The 17,987-nt window shown below is 70.4% G+C and carries 14 protein-coding genes; 3 read left to right on the top strand and 11 right to left on the bottom strand.

The window, feature by feature from the left end; translation table 11 throughout:
• Positions 1 to 128: 128 nt before the first annotated feature.
• The 3 genes from ABZ842_RS22000 to thyX all read right to left on the bottom strand — a co-directional run bounded on the left by ABZ842_RS22000 (position 129) and on the right by thyX (position 3,872).
• Positions 129 to 1,814 carry a ribonuclease J gene (locus ABZ842_RS22000; protein WP_361538984.1) on the bottom strand — a complete coding sequence of 562 codons (1,686 nt, stop codon included), beginning with the start codon at positions 1,812 to 1,814 and terminating at the stop codon, positions 129 to 131.
• Between the two features lie 157 nt (positions 1,815 to 1,971).
• A complete protein-coding gene (gene dapA, locus ABZ842_RS21995) occupies positions 1,972 to 2,871 on the bottom strand; it encodes a 4-hydroxy-tetrahydrodipicolinate synthase (RefSeq protein ID WP_361538981.1) in 900 nt (299 codons plus the stop codon).
• 260 nt (positions 2,872 to 3,131) lie between these two features.
• Positions 3,132 to 3,872 carry an FAD-dependent thymidylate synthase gene (gene thyX, locus ABZ842_RS21990; protein WP_361538978.1) on the bottom strand — a complete coding sequence of 247 codons (741 nt, stop codon included), beginning with the start codon at positions 3,870 to 3,872 and terminating at the stop codon, positions 3,132 to 3,134.
• A gap of 230 nt (positions 3,873 to 4,102) precedes the next feature.
• Here thyX and ABZ842_RS21985 point away from each other — a divergent pair, with 230 nt between their 5' ends.
• Together ABZ842_RS21985 and ABZ842_RS21980 are read left to right on the top strand one after the other, a co-directional pair.
• Positions 4,103 to 4,342 (top strand): hypothetical protein, encoded by a 240-nt coding sequence (locus ABZ842_RS21985; RefSeq protein WP_361538975.1) that lies wholly within the window; start codon positions 4,103 to 4,105, stop codon positions 4,340 to 4,342.
• Positions 4,343 to 4,439: 97 nt separating this feature from the next.
• Positions 4,440 to 5,006: a hypothetical protein gene (locus ABZ842_RS21980; protein ID WP_361538972.1), complete on the top strand. Its 567-nt coding sequence runs from the start codon at positions 4,440 to 4,442 to the stop codon at positions 5,004 to 5,006.
• A gap of 67 nt (positions 5,007 to 5,073) precedes the next feature.
• Here ABZ842_RS21980 and ABZ842_RS21975 read toward each other — a convergent pair whose 3' ends face one another.
• The 6 genes from ABZ842_RS21975 to eccD form a co-directional block, all read right to left on the bottom strand.
• Positions 5,074 to 5,526, bottom strand: coding sequence for a hypothetical protein (locus tag ABZ842_RS21975; RefSeq protein ID WP_361538969.1), 453 nt, complete (start codon positions 5,524 to 5,526; stop codon positions 5,074 to 5,076).
• Between the two features lie 66 nt (positions 5,527 to 5,592).
• On the bottom strand, positions 5,593 to 6,345 hold the full coding sequence (gene dapB, locus ABZ842_RS21970; protein WP_361538966.1) for a 4-hydroxy-tetrahydrodipicolinate reductase: 753 nt from the start codon (positions 6,343 to 6,345) through the stop codon (positions 5,593 to 5,595).
• A 56-nt stretch (positions 6,346 to 6,401) separates the two neighbouring features.
• Positions 6,402 to 7,781 carry a pitrilysin family protein gene (locus ABZ842_RS21965; protein WP_361538963.1) on the bottom strand — a complete coding sequence of 460 codons (1,380 nt, stop codon included), beginning with the start codon at positions 7,779 to 7,781 and terminating at the stop codon, positions 6,402 to 6,404.
• The gene (locus ABZ842_RS21960) at positions 7,778 to 10,000 is read right to left on the bottom strand and encodes a polyribonucleotide nucleotidyltransferase (protein WP_361538960.1); all 2,223 of its coding nucleotides are present in this window, start codon (positions 9,998 to 10,000) and stop codon (positions 7,778 to 7,780) included. Before ABZ842_RS21960 ends, ABZ842_RS21965 begins: the two co-directional genes overlap by 4 nt.
• A gap of 342 nt (positions 10,001 to 10,342) precedes the next feature.
• Complete coding sequence (gene rpsO / locus ABZ842_RS21955; RefSeq protein ID WP_361538957.1) at positions 10,343 to 10,633, bottom strand: 30S ribosomal protein S15; 291 nt, start codon at positions 10,631 to 10,633, stop codon at positions 10,343 to 10,345.
• Between the two features lie 262 nt (positions 10,634 to 10,895).
• Positions 10,896 to 12,395: a type VII secretion integral membrane protein EccD gene (gene eccD, locus ABZ842_RS21950; protein WP_361539009.1), complete on the bottom strand. Its 1,500-nt coding sequence runs from the start codon at positions 12,393 to 12,395 to the stop codon at positions 10,896 to 10,898.
• 559 nt (positions 12,396 to 12,954) lie between these two features.
• Between eccD and eccCa the strand changes: the two genes are divergently transcribed.
• Entirely contained in the window at positions 12,955 to 16,929 is a 3,975-nt protein-coding gene (gene eccCa / locus ABZ842_RS21945; protein ID WP_361538954.1) for a type VII secretion protein EccCa, read from the top strand.
• Positions 16,930 to 17,164: 235 nt separating this feature from the next.
• Here eccCa and ABZ842_RS21940 read toward each other — a convergent pair whose 3' ends face one another.
• Positions 17,165 to 17,458, bottom strand: a complete 294-nt coding sequence (locus ABZ842_RS21940; RefSeq protein WP_361538951.1) for a WXG100 family type VII secretion target — start codon at positions 17,456 to 17,458, stop codon at positions 17,165 to 17,167.
• Positions 17,459 to 17,543: 85 nt separating this feature from the next.
• Positions 17,544 to 17,909 (bottom strand): WXG100 family type VII secretion target, encoded by a 366-nt coding sequence (locus ABZ842_RS21935; protein WP_361538948.1) that lies wholly within the window; start codon positions 17,907 to 17,909, stop codon positions 17,544 to 17,546.
• Positions 17,910 to 17,987 lie beyond the last annotated feature (78 nt).

The following is a 17,987-nucleotide window of genomic DNA, read 5'->3' as shown; positions in this document are numbered from 1 at the left end:
GTTGGGGCGCTTCCCGCGTGGCTGCGGGGGGGGGGGTGGGGGGGGGGGGGCTCGGTTTTTGGGGGGGGGGGGGGGGCCGCCCCCCCCCCCCCCCCCCCCCCCGCTCCATGAAGTGCGACGTCAGGAGGTCAGACCTCGATGACGACCGGGAGGATCATCGGGCGTCGGCGGTAGGTGTCGGACACCCACTTGCCCACCGTCCGGCGCACCAACTGCTGGAGCTGGTGCGGCTCGGCGACGCCGTCGGACGCGGATCGGGCGATCGCCTCCTCGATCTTCGGGATGACGTCGCCGAAGATCGAGTCGTCGATGCCGGAGCCGCGGGCCTGCACGTGCGGGCCGCCGACGACCTTGCCGGTGGTGGAGTCCACCACGACGAAGACGGAGATGAAGCCCTCGTCGCCCAGGATGCGGCGGTCCTTGAGGGAGGTCTCGGTGACGTCGCCGACCGAGAGGCCGTCGACGTACACGTAACCCGCCTGGACCTTGCCGACGATCCTCGCCTTGCCGTCGACGAGGTCGACGACCACGCCGTCTTCGGCGATGACGATGTGGTCCTTCGGGACCCCGGTCAGTGCGCCCAGCTCGGCGTTGGCCCGCAGGTGGCGCCATTCGCCGTGCACCGGCATCAGGTTCTTCGGGCGGCAGATGTTGTAGAAGTACAGCAGCTCGCCCGCGGAGGCGTGGCCGGAGACGTGGACCTTCGCGTTGCCCTTGTGGACGACGTTCGCGCCCCAGCGCGTGAGGCCGTTGATCACCCGGTAGACCGCGTTCTCGTTGCCCGGGATGAGCGAGGACGCCAGGATCACCGTGTCGCCCTGGACGATCCGGATCTGGTGGTCGCGGTTGGCCATCCGGGAGAGCGCGGCCATCGGCTCGCCCTGGGAGCCCGTGCAGACGAGGACGACCTCGTCGTCCGGCAGGTCGTCGAGGGTCTTCACGTCGACGACGAGTCCGGCCGGAACCCGCAGGTACCCCAGGTCACGGGCGATGCCCATGTTGCGGACCATCGAGCGTCCGACGAACGCGACGCGCCTGCCGTACTCGTGGGCCGCGTCCAGGATCTGCTGGATGCGGTGCACGTGGCTGGCGAAGCTCGCGACGATGATGCGCTTCTGGGCGCTCGCGAAGACCTGGCGCAGCACGTTGGAGATGTCGCGCTCCGGCGGGACGAAGCCCGGGACCTCCGCGTTCGTCGAGTCCGACAGCAGGAGGTCGATGCCCTCCTCGCTGAGTCGGGCGAAGGCGTGCAGGTCGGTGAGCCTGCGGTCCAGCGGGAGCTGGTCCATCTTGAAGTCGCCCGTGTGCACCACCATGCCCGCGGGGGTGCGGATGGCGACGGCCAACGCGTCCGGAATGGAGTGGTTGACCGCGATGAACTCGCAGTCGAAGGGACCGATGCGCTCGCGCTGGCCCTCGACGACTTCGAGGGTGTAGGGGCGGATGCGGTGCTCCTGGAGCTTGGCCTCGATCAGGGCGAGGGTGAGCTTGGAGCCGATCAGTGGGATGTCCGGCTTGAGCCGGAGCAGATAGGGGACGCCGCCGATGTGGTCCTCGTGGCCGTGCGTGAGCACGATGCCCTCGACGTCGTCGAGACGGTCCCGGATCGTGGTGAAGTCCGGGAGGATCAGGTCGATGCCGGGCTGCTCCTCTTCGGGGAAGAGGACGCCGCAGTCGACGATGAGCAGACGGCCGTCGTACTCGAAGACCGTCATGTTCCGGCCGATTTCGCCGAGGCCACCGAGCGGGGTGACGCGCAGTCCTCCCTTGGGCAGCTTCGGCGGCGGGCCGAGTTCGGGATGCGGATGACTCAAAAGACTCTCCTCACCACGTACGCCACCGGCCGCTCGGGCACGTGGCGTACATGACATTCGTGCATGTGCTGAAGTCCGTGGCCGGCGCGACGGGGTCGGCCGGCGGGATCGTGTACTCGTTCGCGTATTCAGTTGTCAGGTCTTGCCATGTCTGGTGTCAGAGCTGGATGCCACCGGCCGCGAGGTCAGCCCTGAGCTGGGCCGTCTCCTGGGGGCTGAGCTCGACGAGGGGCAGTCGCAGCGGGCCGGCGGGCAGGCCCTGGAGGGCGAGCGCGGCCTTGGTGGTGATGACGCCCTGGGTGCGGAACATGCCGGTGAAGACCGGCAGCAGCCGCTGGTGGATCTCGGTGGCCTTCTGGACGTCGCCGCTGGTGTGGGCGTCGATCAGGGCGCGCAGCTCCGGGGTGACCACGTGGCCGACGACGGAGACGAAGCCGACGGCGCCCACGGACAGGAGCGGGAGGTTCAGCATGTCGTCGCCGGAGTACCAGGCGAGGCCGGAGCGGGCGATGGCCCAGCTGGCGCGGCCGAGGTCGCCCTTGGCGTCCTTGTTGGCGACGATCCGGGGGTGCTCGGCCAGCCGGACGATCGTCTCGGTGTCGATGGGGACGCCGCTGCGGCCGGGGATGTCGTACAGCATCACCGGGAGTTCCGTGGCGTCGGCGATGGCCGAGAAGTGACGCAACAGGCCCTCCTGAGGGGGCTTGTTGTAGTACGGCGTGACGGCCAGCAGGCCGTGCGCGCCGGCGCGTTCGGCGGCGCGGGCGAGCTCGATGCTGTGGCGGGTGTCGTTGGTGCCGATGCCTGCGACGATCCGTGCCCGGTCCCCGACGGCCTCCAGGACCGCCCGGACGAGCTGGTCTTTCTCCGCGTCGCTGGTGGTGGGCGACTCGCCCGTGGTGCCGTTGATGATCAGCCCGTCGTTGCCGGCGTCCACCAGGTGGGCCGCCAGTCGCTGGGCACCGTCGACGTCAAGGGCGCCATCCGGTGTGAACGGCGTGATCATGGCGGTGAGGACCCGCCCGAAGGGGGTCTGCGGAGTGGGGATCGGAGCCATGGGTTACACGCTACTCGCTGCTCAGTGCGGTGTGGCCCTTGAGGGGACGTGACGTACGCCGTGCCACGCGGAGCCCGGCACTGCCTGCTCGGGGGTTCAAGCAGTGCCGGGTCCGTTTGATCAGCCTAGATGAACTTCACGAAACACTGCAATGCGGACACTTCGCCGAGGGAATCCGTACATCTGTACCGCTGAGTGCCTCGACCGGGGGACCCCTTCGGGCGTCTTTCGGCGTGTGCGTGCCGCTTCGCAGCCGGGCGTCAGGGCGCGATGCGGCCGTTCTTGTTGAACGCGGCGTGCGTCAGCGGCATCAGCCGAGCCCAGTGCTCCTCCATCCGCTCGCCGACCATCTCGATCTCGCGCTGCGGGAAGGAGGGCACCTGCGCGTTCTCGTGCTGGGTGCGCAGTCCGAGGAAGTGCATCAGGGAGCGGGCGTTGCAGGTGGCGTACATCGACGAGAAGAGTCCGACCGGCAGGACCGAACGGGCGACCTCGCGGGCGATGCCGGCGTCCAGCATCTCCTGGTACGTCTCGTACGAACGCCGGTAGGAGTCCTCCATGGCGTCGCCGACGACCTTGTGCTGCTCGGGGCTGCCGTCGATGAAGACGTACTTCCCGGGGCGGCCCTCCTGGACCAGCTTGCGGTCCTGGGCGGGCACGTAGAACACGGGCTGGAGCTCCCGGTAGCGGCCCGACTCCTCGTTGTACGACCAGCCGACGCGGTGCCGCATGAACTCGCGGAAGACGAAGATCGGGGCGCTGATGAAGAAGGTCATCGAGTTGTGCTCGAACGGGCTGCCGTGCCGGTCGCGCATCAGGAAGTTGATGAGCCCCTTGGACCGCTCGGGGTCCTTGCTGAGCTCGTCGAGGGACTGCTCGCCGGCCGTGGAGACGCGGGCGGCCCACAGCACGTCGGAGTCGGCGGCGCTGTGCTTCACCAACTCCACGGTGACGTCGCCCCTGAAGGTCGGGACAGCGGGGTCGGCGGGGGTGTCGGTCACCAGTGAAAGCCTTTCACCTGGGGCTGGGCGGGGGCGGCAACCACCTTAGACCACCCTCCCCCGCGCCCTTCTTCGGTCGATTCGTCGAAATCGGGCACCGAATCGCCGTTTCGTGCGTCTGTAGGGGTGGAGGGCGTCGGCCGAACCGACGCCGGCACTCCGTCATCACGCACGTGAGCACGGTCACCAAGCACGTGAGCACCGTCGAACACACCTAGGAGAGTGGTCTGATGTTCCGCCGGCGGGAAGCCGTCCCGTTCTCGTTCGTCGCCGAGTCCGAGAGCTTCCGTAGCAACGTCACTCCCCCGCCGCGAGAACGCCCCACCGCCTCCCAGCTCACCGGTCGTACGGTGACCGGGCTGCTGATCGTCGCCGGGCTGGTGGGCTCGCTGCTCTTCGGCCTGCCGGCGCTGGAATCCCCCCAGAGTCCCGCGCACTCCCAGCAGAACGAGGCGTCGGAGCGGGGCTGACCCGTACGGACCCCCTGGGGTGGTCGAGTGTCAGGTGCCTCGGTAGCCTCACCCGTCACAGCCCCCATCCGAGTGTGCTGGTGAGTGAGGAACAGTCGTGCCCCTGCCCTTCTTGACGGCCGACCGCGCGTTCGACGCCGACGCTGAGGATTCCGACGACATCGCATTGCCCTTCGACGACCACGACCAGTGGCGTCGTCCGTATCGCCCGGGGCCGTGGAGAGTGGGCGCGGCAGCGGTGCTCCTGCTGCTGGCGAGCTTCGTGATGCTCGCCGCCATGATCATCGCCTTCGCCGGTGCGATGTCCGGCGCCGGGCTCTGTCTGGCCCTGGGGCTGGTGGTGATCGCGCTGGCCCTGAGACTGCTGAGGGCCGGGGTGTGGGTGAGCCGGCACGGGGTGCGCAGGGTGGGCTTCTTCGCCACGACCACCCTGGCGTGGAGCGAGGTGGCCGAGGTGCGTACGGCCCAGCAGCCGGTGCGCTGGTTGGGACTGCCGCGCACGGTCCAGGGGCAGGCGCTGCTGCTGGGCCGCAAGGGGCGGAGCGAGCCCCTGGCGCTGCTGACGGACCACAACGCGGACTTCCTGTCCCGGGTGGAAGCCTTTGAACGCGCGGCGGACACGGTCGAGGCGTGGGCCGCGGAGTACCGGACGGAAACCCACTGAACGGACACGGAGACGGATACGAGGAAGGGACGGGCCCTGGGCCCGTCCCTTCCTCGTGTTTGTGGTTCTAACTGCTCGTACGGGCTGCTTCGTGCAGGGTGATCGCGCGTTGCATCGCCTTGCGCGCCCGCGGGGTGTCCCGGGCGTCGTGGTACGCCACGGCGAGCCGGAACCAGCAGCGCCAGTCGTTCGGTGAGTCCTCGGTCTCGGCGCGGCGCCGAGCGAAGACGGCGTCCGCCGCGTCCCGGTCGATCCGTCCGCTGGGGGTGCGGGCGAGGTCGTCGACGGGCAGTCCGCCCTCGGCTTCGAGTTCGGCGGCCAGTCGGTTGGCTCGGGTGACGAACCGGGTGTTCTTCCAGAGGGACCACACCCCGATGACGGGCAGGATCAGCACGGCGGCGCCGAAGGCGACCGTGAGCAGGGTGCCCTGCTGGATGAGCAGGACGCCGCGGCTGCCGACCAGGACGAAGTAGACGGCCAGGGCGGCTGCGGTGATGAAGTACGTGATTTTCGCGCGCATGTCGGTCTCGTCGGTGGCCGGGACGGGGTTCGGGCGGTCAGGGACCGGATGGTCGGGGACCGGGGGTCAGTCGAGGTCGAGGAAGTTCTCCAGGCCGACGGTCAGACCGGGCGTGGAGACGACTCGACGGACGCCGAGCAGGATGCCGGGCATGAAGCTGCTGTGGTGCAGCGAGTCGTGCCGGATGGTGAGGGTCTCGCCCTCGCCGCCGAGGAGCACCTCCTGGTGGGCGAGGAGTCCCCGCAGGCGTACGGCGTGCACCGGTACGCCGTCGACGTCGGCGCCGCGGGCACCGTCCAGGGCGGTGACGGTGGCGTCCGGCTGCGGGCCGAGGCCGGCCTTCGCCCGGGCAGCGGCGATCAGCTGGGCGGTGCGGGTGGCGGTGCCGCTGGGGGCGTCCGCCTTGTGCGGGTGGTGCAGCTCGACGACCTCGACGGAGTCGAACCAGCGCGCCGCCTGCTCGGCGAACTTCATGGTGAGGACGGCGCCGATGGAGAAGTTCGGCGCGATGAGCACACCGGTGTCCGGGGAGCCGTCGAGCGCCGTGCCCAGCCGGGCCAGGCGGTCCTCGGTCCAGCCGGTGGTGCCGACGACGGCGTGGATGCCGTGGCCCACGCAGAAGTCCAGGTTGTCCAGGACGGACGCGGGGGTGGTCAGCTCGACCACGACCTGGGCACCGGACTCCACCAGGCTCTCCAGCCGGTCGCCGCGGCCGAGGGCGGCGACCAGGTCCAGGTCCTCCGCGCCCTCCACGGCCCGCACGGCCTCCGAGCCGATCCGGCCCTTGGCACCGAGGACCGCCACGCGCAGCTTGCTCATCTGTCTCTTTCCTCCGGGGCGTACGGGGTGGGGGGCGAGGTGTCTCGTCGAGGTGTCTAGGAGACCGTCTCGTGGAGGCGGTCGGCCTGGCGGTCCTTGAGCGGGCCGATGACCGCCAGCGAGGGGCGGTGCCCCAGGACGTCCGCGGCCACGGCCCGTACGTCGTCGGGGGTGACGGCGGCTATCCGGGCGAGCATCTCGTCGACGGACATCTGGGCGCCCCAGCACAGCTCGCTCTTGCCGATACGGTTCATCAGCGCGCCGGTGTCCTCCAGGCCCAGCACCGTGGAGCCAGAGAGCTGGCCGATGGCGCGGCCGATCTCGTCGTCGGTGAGTCCTTCGCCCGCCACCCGGTCCAGCTCGTCGCGGCAGATCTTGAGGACGTCGTGGACCTGGCTCGGGCGGCAGCCCGCGTAGACGCCGAACAGGCCGCAGTCGGCGAAGCCCGAGGTGTACGAGTACACGCTGTAGGCGAGGCCGCGCTTCTCCCGGACCTCCTGGAAGAGGCGGGAGGACATGCCGCCGCCGAGCGCGGTGTTCAGCACGCCGAGGGCCCAGCGGCGGTCGTCGGTACGGGCGAGGCCCGGCATGCCGAGGACCACGTGCGCCTGCTCGGTGCGGCGGCTCTGCAGGTCGACGCGGCCGGCCGTGCGCAGGGCGCGGCGGCCGTTGCGCGGGGCGAGCGGGATCGCGTCCGTACGGGTCAGGGCACCGGACTTCTCGAAGGCCCGGCGGACCTGGCGCACCACGGCGGCGTGGTCGACGTTGCCCGCGGCGGCGACCACCAGGTGGGTGGGGTCGTAGTGCTTGCGGTAGAAGCGGCGGACCCGCTCGGCGGTGAGGGCGTTCACGGTGTCGACGGTGCCGAGGACGGGGCGGCCGAGCGGGGTGTCACCGAACATGGTCTGCGCGAACAGGTCGTGCACGCAGTCGCCCGGGTCGTCCTCGGTCATCGCGATCTCTTCGAGGATCACGCCGCGTTCGGCGTCAACGTCCTCCTGCTCGATCAGCGAGCCGGTGAGCATGTCGCAGACCACGTCGATGGCGAGCGGCAGGTCGGTGTCGAGGACCCGGGCGTAGTAGCAGGTGTACTCCTTCGCCGTGAAGGCGTTCATCTCGCCGCCGACCGCGTCGATCGCCGAGGAGATGTCGAGGGCGGACCGCCGGCGGGTGCCCTTGAAGAGGAGGTGTTCCAGGTAGTGCGTGGCGCCGTTGAGGGACGGCGTCTCGTCCCGGGAGCCGACGTGCGCCCAGATGCCGAAGGTGGCGGAGCGCACGGACGGCAGGGTTTCGGTGACGATCCGCAGACCGCCGGGGAGGGTGGTGCGGCGGACGGTGCCGATGCCGTTCTCGCCCTTGAGGAGCGTTTGGGTACGGGCGACGGCCCGCACCTCCTCGGAGGTGCGGGCCGTCGCCTTGAAGCCGCGCGACGTCACTTGGCAGCTTCGTCCTTCTTGTCCGCGCCGTCGCCTTCCTCGCCCTCGATCACGGGGATGAGGGAGAGCTTGCCGCGGGAGTCGATCTCGGCGATCTCGACCTGGACCTTCGCGCCGACGCCGAGGACGTCCTCGACGTTCTCCACGCGCTTGCCGCCGGCGAGCTTGCGGATCTGCGAGATGTGCAGCAGTCCGTCCTTGCCGGGCAGCAGCGAGACGAAGGCGCCGAAGGTGGTGGTCTTGACGACCGTGCCCAGGTAGCGCTCGCCGACCTCGGGCATCGTCGGGTTGGCGATGCCGTTGATGGTGGCGCGGGCGGCCTCGGCGGCCGGACCGTCGGCGGCACCGATGTAGATCGTGCCGTCGTCCTCAATGGTGATCTCGGCGCCGGTGTCCTCCTGGATCTGGTTGATCATCTTGCCCTTGGGGCCGATGACCTCGCCGATCTTGTCCACGGGGATCTTGACGGTGATGATCCGCGGGGCGTTGGGGGACATCTCGTCCGGGGTGTCGATCGCTTCCATCATCACGTCGAGGATGTGGAGGCGGGCGTCGCGGGCCTGCTTGAGGGCCGCGGCCAGGACGGAGGCCGGGATGCCGTCCAGCTTGGTGTCGAGCTGGAGGGCGGTGACGAACTCCTTCGTGCCGGCGACCTTGAAGTCCATGTCGCCGAAGGCGTCCTCCGCACCGAGGATGTCGGTGAGGGCGACGTAGTGCGTCTTGCCGTCGATCTCCTGGGAGATCAGGCCCATGGCGATGCCGGCGACGGGGGCCTTCAGCGGCACACCGGCGTTCAGCAGCGACATGGTGGAGGCGCAGACCGAGCCCATGGAGGTGGAGCCGTTGGAGCCGAGGGCCTCGGAGACCTGACGGATCGCGTACGGGAACTCCTCGCGCGTCGGCAGCACCGGCACGATGGCGCGCTCGGCGAGCGCGCCGTGGCCGATCTCGCGGCGCTTGGGAGAGCCGACGCGGCCGGTCTCGCCGACGGAGTACGGCGGGAAGTTGTAGTTGTGCATGTAGCGCTTGCGGGTCACCGGGGAGAGGGTGTCCAGCTGCTGCTCCATGCGGAGCATGTTGAGGGTGGTGACGCCCAGGATCTGGGTCTCGCCGCGCTCGAACAGGGCGGAGCCGTGCACCCGCGGGATGGCCTCGACCTCGGCGGCCAGAGTGCGGATGTCGGTGACGCCGCGGCCGTCGATGCGAACCTTGTCCTTGATGACGCGCTCGCGCACCAGGGACTTGGTCAGGGACCGGTAGGCCGCGGAGATCTCCTTCTCGCGGCCTTCGAACTGCGGGAGCAGCTTCTCGGCGGCGACGGCCTTGATGCGGTCCAGCTCCTCCTCGCGGTCCTGCTTGCCCGCGATGGTGAGGGCCTGGGACAGCTCGCCCTTGACGGCGGCGGTCAGGGCGTCCAAGACGTCGTCCTCGTAGTCGAGGAAGACGGGGAACTCGCCCTCGGGCTTGGCGGCCTTGGCGGCGAGGTCCGACTGGGCCTTGCACAGGACCTTGATGAAGGGCTTGGCGGCCTCCAGGCCGGCGGCGACGACCTCCTCGGTCGGGGCCTGGGCACCGCCCTTGACCAGCTCGACGGTCCGCTCGGTGGCCTCGGCCTCGACCATCATGATCGCGACGTCGCCGTCCTCCAGGACGCGACCGGCGACGACCATGTCGAAGACGGCGTCTTCCAGCTCGGTGTGGGTCGGGAAGGCGACCCACTGGCCGTTGATCAGGGCGACGCGGGTGCCGCCGATCGGGCCGGAGAAGGGCAGGCCGGCGAGCTGCGTGGAGCAGGAGGCGGCGTTGATGGCGACCACGTCGTAGAGGTGGTCGGGGTTGAGCGCCATGATCGTCTCGACGATCTGGATCTCGTTGCGCAGGCCCTTCTTGAAGGAGGGGCGCAGCGGGCGGTCGATCAGGCGGCAGGTGAGGATCGCGTCCTCGGAGGGCCGGCCCTCGCGGCGGAAGAAGGAGCCGGGGATCTTGCCGGCGGCGTACATCCGCTCTTCGACGTCGACGGTCAGCGGGAAGAAGTCCAGCTGGTCCTTGGGCTTCTTGGAGGCCGTGGTGGCCGACAGCACCATCGTGTCGTCGTCCAGGTAGGCGACGGCGGAGCCGGCGGCCTGACGGGCGAGGCGGCCCGTCTCGAAGCGGATGGTGCGGGTGCCGAAGGAGCCGTTGTCGATGACGGCCTCGGCATAGTGGGTCTCGTTCTCCACTAGCGTGTTCTCCGTTACGTTTCGTTACGTTGTCGTCTTTTCGTCCCCGGGCCCGTGTGGCGGGGGGACGGGTGGAGAAGCGCTCGTACGGGGCCGGTCTTCGATCGAAGCACCCGGGGTTCGAGTCCCGGGCGCCACTACCGAGGACCGGCGTCGGCGAGTCGGCCTTCTCACGTCTTCTGTCTGTTGTTGTGCGACCAGACTAAATGCCGGGCGGCGGGTCGCGCACGTACAGCGGGCACGTACGGCGAATCGGTCGCCGCGCGCGGTGCGCGTGTCGTACGGACCGTAAACGAAGAGGAGCGGTCCCCTCGGGCGGGAACCGCTCCCCTTCACGGCGTCTTACTTGGCGCCGCCGGCCGCACCGCGGCGGATGCCGAGGCGGTCGACCAGGGCGCGGAAGCGCTGGATGTCCTTCTTGGCCAGGTACTGCAGCAGGCGGCGGCGCTGGCCGACGAGGATCAGCAGACCACGGCGGGAGTGGTGGTCGTGCTTGTGGGTCTTCAGGTGCTCGGTCAGGTCCGAGATGCGGCGGGAGAGCATGGCGACCTGGACCTCGGGGGAGCCGGTGTCGCCCTCCTTGGTGCCGAACTCGGTCATGATCTGCTTCTTGACGGCGGCGTCGAGAGACACTCGGTACTCCTCATGTGATGTTCGAAGCGCCTTCGAGTGCCCCTGGCGTGTTCTCAGGAGGGCTTCCGTGACTCGGAGGCGAAGGTCCGATGGGCGCTGTTCCCAGGAGGCAGGGCCCCGGGGTGCGGGGTCCGGTCGGGTCCGGGAACGCGTACACAAACGGCCGTCACACAGCGTACCAGCCCGTCGGGGCCGCCCGTCCCAGCAGTCGGCCCCCTGACCGTTTGCGCTGGTCAGGGGGCCGGTTGGTTGGCCGCGGGGGCTACGAGGTCAGGGCGCGGATCGAGTGGTACACGTCGAAGACCGCGAGGCACAGCGGCAGCAGGGTCAGCAGGACGAAGGTCTCCGCGATCTCCAGGAAGCGGCCCCAGAAGGGGGTGACGCCCTTGCCCGGCACGATCAGGCCGATCGCGGTGATCACGGCGGCGACGCCGGCGACGGCCGCGGCGAGCCAGACCGTGCGGATGTCCAGGGCGGTGGTGTCGCCGCGCAGCGCGTCGGCCATCAGCTCGATCGGCGGGTTGATCGCCAGGCCGAGGCCGAGGGCGACGAGGGAGGCGAGGCCGGCGGCGAGGGCGCAGCCGACCTGCGCGGTGTAGCGGAAGAGGTGGGCGCGCATCAGCATGGCGACGCCGGTGGCGAGGGCGAGGAGCTGCCCCCAGACGTTGCTGGAGAAGCCGAGGACCACGGCGGAGCCGGCGGCGACCAGGGCGCAGCCGCCGACGAGGCCCACGAGGAGTTCGTGGCCGCGGCGGGCCTGGGCGGCGATGCGCTCGCCGTCGACGGGGCCGGCGGGCTCGGGGTCGGTGCCGTAGTCGCCGACCGTGGTGCGCGGCGGGTCGAAGCCGATGGGGAGGCGGGCGAAGCGGGTGGAAAGGCCCGGCAGGAAGGCGAGGGCGCCGACGGCGAGCGGGGAGCACATCGCGGCGGTCTCGACCGGGGTCAGCTCCTGGAGGATCGCGATGAAGGTGGCGATCACGCCGATCGTGGCGGCGAAGACGAACGCGACGAAGGGGCCGTCGCCGCCGGGGGCGACGATCGTGAGGATCACGGCGAAGAGCAGGACCGCGGCGCAGGCGAGCAGGAACTGGAGCTTGCCGACCCCTTCGCCGTCGGCGGGCGGCAGCAGCCCGGTGCCGCCGATCGCGGCGTTCGCCATGGCGCCGACGCCGAGGGCGACGGCGGACGCCCGGTCGTCGTAGACCCGGGCGCGCACGCAGGCGAGCGCGAGCAGGAGGACGGCCATCACGCCGGCGAGGACGCCGGACAGTCCGTGCATCTCGTTGCGCGGGTCGGAGGTCCACAGCACGAAGGCGAGCAGGAGCAGCAGCACGGAGCCGCCGAAGAGGCCCGCGCCGCGCATCAGGCCGTCGCTCCACAGCGTGCGGTCCTTGGCGACCGCGGAGGCGACCGCGTCGGAGACGTCGTCGAAGACGGCCGGCGGCAGCGACTCGGAGAAGGGGCGCAGCGACAGCAGCTCGCCGTCGAGGATGCGCTGGACGCCCAGGGAGCGGGCGCCGTCGAGGACGGTGCCGTCGCGGCGTACGAGGTGGTAGCCGACGGGTGCGCCGGGCTCGGGGCTCTGTCCGGACAGTCGCAGGATCTCCGGGTAGAGGTCCGCGACGGCGATGTCCTCGGGCAGGGCGACGTCGACGCGTCCGTCCGGCGCGACGACCGTCACCCGGCAGAAGCCGGTTCCACTGCTGGACGGGGTAACGGGTCCCGGGGAACCGGGTCCGTGCGCCGCCGCTGAGGCCGTCATACTCACCTGCTGCATCCCCTCGTGTTCTTCACATGCACCGGCTCGCGCGTGCCGCACGCCCGGACGTGGCCGGTCGTGCGGCCGGACCGTCCGCACCGGGTCGACGCCCGGGCGGTGTCGGCGCTCCGTTGGGCGTCGACATGGGTACGGGTCGTTGGTACGGGGTCATCGCGCGCATTGTCCGCGCGCACACCGACTTCGTACAGAGGCTTCACACTTCACCTGCATACGACCCCCGCGCCGTTCCTCCGCACCAATGGTCCGGCTTTGCACCGCTCCCGAACGACCCGAATTCAGACACTCGACCCGAATTCATTTCGTCCGGGGCATTTAGCGGTCAGTGCGGTCAGTTGGGCGCGGCGATCACCTACCGCCCCGCTCGACCGCCCCGTTCGCACCCCGTTCACTACGGCAGATCGCGGCTGTGCACCCGCATCTCGTCACCCTACCGCCCACCGACGGGGGCCGGCGCAAGTAGGATCCCTCACCGCGGGTGGAAGCCGTCGCCACGGGGGCGCCGAAAGGAACTTATCCGCCCGGCGAGGGAATTGGTGAGCTTGTGAGTCAGATCGTCGTCAAGCGCCCACCACGGGCCCTGCCTTCGGAGGTGCCCAGCGAGCACCTGCAGTTGCAACCCCCTCCGGAACTGCCCCGCGGGCAGCAGGAGGGCGCGCTCATGCAGCTGCTGCCGATGCTGGGCATGGGCGGATCGGTCGTGTTCTTCTTCATGACCCCGAATCCGATCATGCGGATCATGGGCATGGTGATGATCGCGTCGACGATCGCCATGGCGATAGCGATGCTGGTCCGTTACCGGCGCGGCACCCAGGGCGAACTCGCCGACCTGCGGCGCGACTATCTGAAGTACCTCAACCAGACCCGGCGTCAGGTGCAGCGCACGGCCCGGCTCCAGCGGGACGCCCAGTACTACCTCCACCCGTCCCCCGAGCAGCTGTGGGCGCTGGTCGCCGAGGGCAGCCGGGTGTGGGAGCGGCGCATCGGCGACGCCGACTTCGGCCAGGTGCGCATCGGGCTGGGCGTACAGCAGCTCGCCACCCCGATCGTGGCGCCGGAGACCGCGCCGGTGGACGAGTTGGAGCCGCTGACGGCGAGCGCGATGCGGCAGTTCCTGACCGCGCACAGCACCCTGGACGGGCTGCCGATGGCGGTGTCCCTACGGGCCTTCTATCACGTGACGGTCAGCGGGCGGCCGGACTCCGTGCGCTCCACGGCGCGCTCCCTGGTGGCGTCGCTGACCTCGCTGCACTCCCCCGACGACCTGGTCGTCGTGATCGCCACCGGGCGGGACTGCGCCGAGCACTGGGAGTGGGCGAAGTGGCTGCCGCACGTCCAGGCGCCGGGCGCGGGCGACGGCGCGGGCTCCCGCCGGCTGATCACCGCCGATGCACGCGAACTCGACGACCTGCTGCTCGGCCGGCTCGACGGCCGGCCCCGTTTCCAAAGCGGCGGCCAGCCGCTGCTCGACCAGCCGCACGTGGTCGTCGTCCTCGACGGCCAGTCGGTGTCGCCGACCTCGCCGCTGGCGTCCCCCGAGGGCCTTCAGGGCGTCACGGTCATCGAGGTCGTCCCCGGCGAGGTAACCGGCCAGCGCGGCGGCCTCTCGGTGGTCGTGCAGCCGGACGCGCTGCGGCTGGAGTCCGGACACGGCCTGGTGTACGACGGGGTGCCGGACCGGTTGAGCGAGGAGGCCGCGGAGGCGCTGGCGCGCCAACTCGCGCCGCTGCGCGTGGGCACCGGCGGTGACGACGACGAACCGCTGCTCGCCAACCTCGACTTCACCGATCTGCTGAACCTGGGCGACGCGGCCTCCGTCGACGTCGCCCGGACGTGGCGGCCCCGCTCCCAGTCGGAGCGGCTGCGGGTCCCCATCGGCGTCGGCGAGGACGGCGTGCCCGTGATGCTGGACCTGAAGGAGGCGGCGCAGGAGGGCATGGGCCCGCACGGCCTGTGCGTCGGAGCGACCGGTTCCGGAAAGTCTGAGCTGCTGCGCACGCTGGTGCTGGGCCTGGCGGTCACGCACTCGTCGGAGACGTTGAACTTCGTCCTCGCGGACTTCAAGGGCGGCGCGACGTTCGCCGGCATGTCGCAGATGCCGCACGTCGCCGCCGTGATCACCAACCTCGCGGACGACCTGACGCTGGTGGACCGGATGGGCGACTCCATCCGCGGCGAGCTGAACCGCCGGCAGGAGATGCTGCGCGACGCCGGCAACTACGCCAACATCCACGACTACGAGAAGGCGCGCGCCGCGGGCGCCGCGCTCCAGCCGATCCCCTCGCTGGTCCTGGTCATCGACGAGTTCAGCGAGCTGCTGACCGCGATGCCGGACTTCATCGAGATGTTCGTGCAGATCGGCCGGATCGGCCGGTCCCTCGGCGTCCACCTGCTGCTGGCGTCGCAGCGCCTGGAGGAGGGGCGGCTGCGCGGACTTGAGACGTACCTCTCGTACCGCATCGGTCTGCGGACCTTCTCCGCGGCGGAGTCGCGGGCCGCGCTCGGCGTGCCCGACGCGTACACGCTGCCGAACGTCCCCGGCTCCGGCTATCTGAAGTTCGGCACGGACGAGATGGTGCGGTTCAAGGCGGCGTACGTCTCCGGGGTGTACCGGGAGGCGGGCAGCCAGACCGTCACCGCGGGCGGGCCGCTGCCGGTGGACCGGCGCCCGGTGGCGTTCACGGCCGCGCCGGTGCCGGTGCGCTACGTCCAGCCGACCGCGCGTCCCGTCGTACCGGACGCCCGGACGCCGGAGGACGACGCGCTCGCGGACTCGGTGCTCGACGTGATCGTGCGCCGGCTTGAGGGGCGCGGCGTGGAGGCGCACCAGGTGTGGCTGCCGCCGCTGGACAACCCGCCGCCGCTGGACGAGGTCGTCCCCGGCCTCGCGAACGTCGAGGGACGCGGACTCACCCAGCCCGGGTACGAGGGGGCGGGGCGGCTCGTCGTCCCGCTGGGCGTCGTCGACAAGCCGTTCGAGCAGCGCCGCGACACGCTGTACCGGGACTTCTCCGGCGCCGCGGGGCACATGCAGATCATCGGTGCCCCGCAGTCCGGCAAGTCGACCCTGCTGCGCACGCTGATCTCGGCGTTCGCCCTCACCCACACCCCGCACGAGGTCCAGATCTACGGGCTGGACTTCGGTGGCGGCGGCATGTCGGCGGTCGCCGGGCTGCCGCACGTCGGCGGCATCGCGTCCCGACTGGACCCGGAGCGGGTGCGCCGCACGGTCGCCGAGGTGTACGGCATCCTCGGCCGCCGCGAGGAGTACTTCCGCAGCGCCGGCATCGACTCGATCGCCTCGTTCCGCTCCATGCGTGCGCGCGGTGACATCTCGGTGGCGGACCAGCCGTGGGGCGACGTCTTCCTGGTGATCGACGGTTGGGGCAACTTCCGCAGCGACTACGAGAGCCTGGAGCCGGCGGTCCTCGACATCGCGGCGCGCGGGCTGGGCTACGGCATCCACCTCGTCATCGCCGCCGGCCGCTCGATGGAGGTCCGGGCCAATCTGAAGGACCTCCTGATGAACCGGCTGGAGCTGCGCCTGGGCGACACCATGGACTCCGAGCTGGACCGCAAGGTCGCGGCGAACGTGCCGACCGGGGTCCCCGGGCGCGGTCTGACCCCGGAGAAGCTGCACTTCATGGCGGCGGTGCCGCGCATCGACGGCATCAGCTCCGACACCGACCTGTCGGAGGCGACGGCGGCGATGGCCCAGGAGGTCACCCGCCACTGGACGGCGCCCGGCGCGCCCGCCGTACGGCTGCTGCCGCGCGAACTGCCGGCGGAGAACCTGCCGAACGGGTACGCGAACCCGCAGCGCGGAGTCGCCTTCGCCATCGACGAGAACAACCTGGAGCCGGTCTTCGTCAACTTCGAGCGCGACCCGTTCTTCCTGGTGTTCGGGGACAGCGAGTCGGGCAAGTCGAACCTGTTGCGGCTGCTGATCAAGCAGTTGACCGAGCGGTACGACGGGGACTCGGCGAAGTTCTTCGTCATCGACAACCGCCGTGCGCTGCTGGACGTCACCCCCGCCACGCACCTGGCGGAGTACGTCCCCATGTCCAACAACATGGAGCACCACGTCGACGCGCTGTCGGACCTGATGCAGCGGCGGACCCCGTCCGCGGACGTCACGGCGCAGCAGCTGCGGGACCGCAGCTGGTGGCGGGGCCCGTCGGTGTACGTCGTGGTCGACGACTACGACCTGGTGTCCACCTCCAGCGGCAACCCGCTCGGCAGGCTCGCGGAGCAGCTGCCGTTCGCGCGCGACGTCGGAGTGCGGTTCATCATCGCCCGCAGCGCCGCGGGCGCGAGCCGCGCCTCGTACGAGCCGTTCATGCAGCGGATGATGGAGCTGGGCGCGCAGGGCGTCCTGCTGTCCGGCGACCCGACTGAGGGCGACATCCTCGGCGGGGTGCGGATGCGGCCGATGCCGCCGGGGCGCGGCATCTTCGTCTCGCGTCAGCGGGGGAACCCGCTGGTCCAGACCGGTCTCATGCCGGAGCAACTGGGCTGAGCGTACGAAGACACACGTTGGGGCGGTGCTCAGGCACCGCCCCAACGTCATGAGGAGCACGGCTCCACGCTCTTCAAGGCCGGGCACGACGGTAGCTGCGCGAGGCGGTTCAGGAGCGGTCAGGAGCCCCGACGCCCGCACGGGCGCAACGCAACAGGGTGGGCACCTCCCGCGCATGCCCACCCTGTTGCTGTTCTGTTGTGCTGCGTGCGCAGTTCGCTGCGCGCGGTGGCGACTAGAAGTTGCCGGCGGCCTTCTTGTCGCCCGCCTGGTACGCCGGGCCCGCCTCGCGGACGGCGCGGGAGATGCTCTTCAGCGCGGTGTGGATCTGACGCGTCTCCGCGTCCCACTTCTTGTGCGCGGCGTCGGCGGCGGTCTTCGCCTCGCCCTCGAAGGTGCTGGAGACGCTGCGGATCTTGTTCTGCAGCGCTTCGAGGGTCTCGTCGAGGCGCGAGGCCTGCTTGTCGATGGTGGTCGCCGCCTCCTCAAGCGAGGCGTACGTGACGAGCATCATGCCGGGGTCGGACATGGGGTCCTCCAACTAGCTGTGGAAATGTGGGGTCTGCGGGGTGATCTGCCGTACGCGTACGCGTACGGCGCAGCACGGCTCAGCCTCAGTACGCGGCGAGCTTCGACGCGGGAGCTCCCCCGCCGCCGCCCGAGCCGCCCATGCCGGCCGAGGCGTCGACGCCCTGCATCGAGGCGCGCACGTCGTCGTCGGTGTTGGCCGCGGTGGTACGCGTGACCCCGATGGCTTCCTGGAAGTCCGCCAGCAGCTTGGCGATGCGCACCATGCCCTGGTTGATCTCCGCCTGCTTCACGTCGAAGGCACCGGCTCCGATGCCCTTCCAGCGGCCTTCCAGGCTGTCGATGACGCCCTGGAGCTGCTGCACCTGGCCCTTGATGTCATCGAATTGCCGGGAGATTTCGTCCTGGAAACTCTTGAGACTCTGGTCTCCGACCTTCTGGACTCCTGCCATGTCCCCGTATTCCTTTCCTTTTGTTGAACGAGGGTTGTGCGTGATGGTGCGTGTTGGTGCGTGGGCGGTGGAGCGCGG

Source organism: Streptomyces sp. NPDC047315, from assembly GCF_040643215.1.
In the GTDB taxonomy this organism is placed as follows: Bacteria; Actinomycetota; Actinomycetes; order Streptomycetales; family Streptomycetaceae; genus Streptomyces.
This window is presented reverse-complemented; position numbering and strand designations above follow the sequence as displayed.

Bases quoted from the DNA above. Each gene is read 5' to 3' on its own strand.
- dapA (WP_361538981.1), bottom strand. From the start codon at position 2,871: ATGGCTCCGATCCCCACTCCGCAGACCCCCTTCGGGCGGGTCCTCACC.
- ABZ842_RS21985 (WP_361538975.1), top strand. From the start codon at position 4,103: ATGTTCCGCCGGCGGGAAGCCGTCCCGTTCTCGTTCGTCGCCGAGTCC.
- ABZ842_RS21975 (WP_361538969.1), bottom strand. From the start codon at position 5,526: ATGCGCGCGAAAATCACGTACTTCATCACCGCAGCCGCCCTGGCCGTC.
- dapB (WP_361538966.1), bottom strand. From the start codon at position 6,345: ATGAGCAAGCTGCGCGTGGCGGTCCTCGGTGCCAAGGGCCGGATCGGC.
- eccD (WP_361539009.1), bottom strand. From the start codon at position 12,395: ATGACGGCCTCAGCGGCGGCGCACGGACCCGGTTCCCCGGGACCCGTT.
- ABZ842_RS21940 (WP_361538951.1), bottom strand. From the start codon at position 17,458: ATGTCCGACCCCGGCATGATGCTCGTCACGTACGCCTCGCTTGAGGAG.
- ABZ842_RS21935 (WP_361538948.1), bottom strand. From the start codon at position 17,909: ATGGCAGGAGTCCAGAAGGTCGGAGACCAGAGTCTCAAGAGTTTCCAG.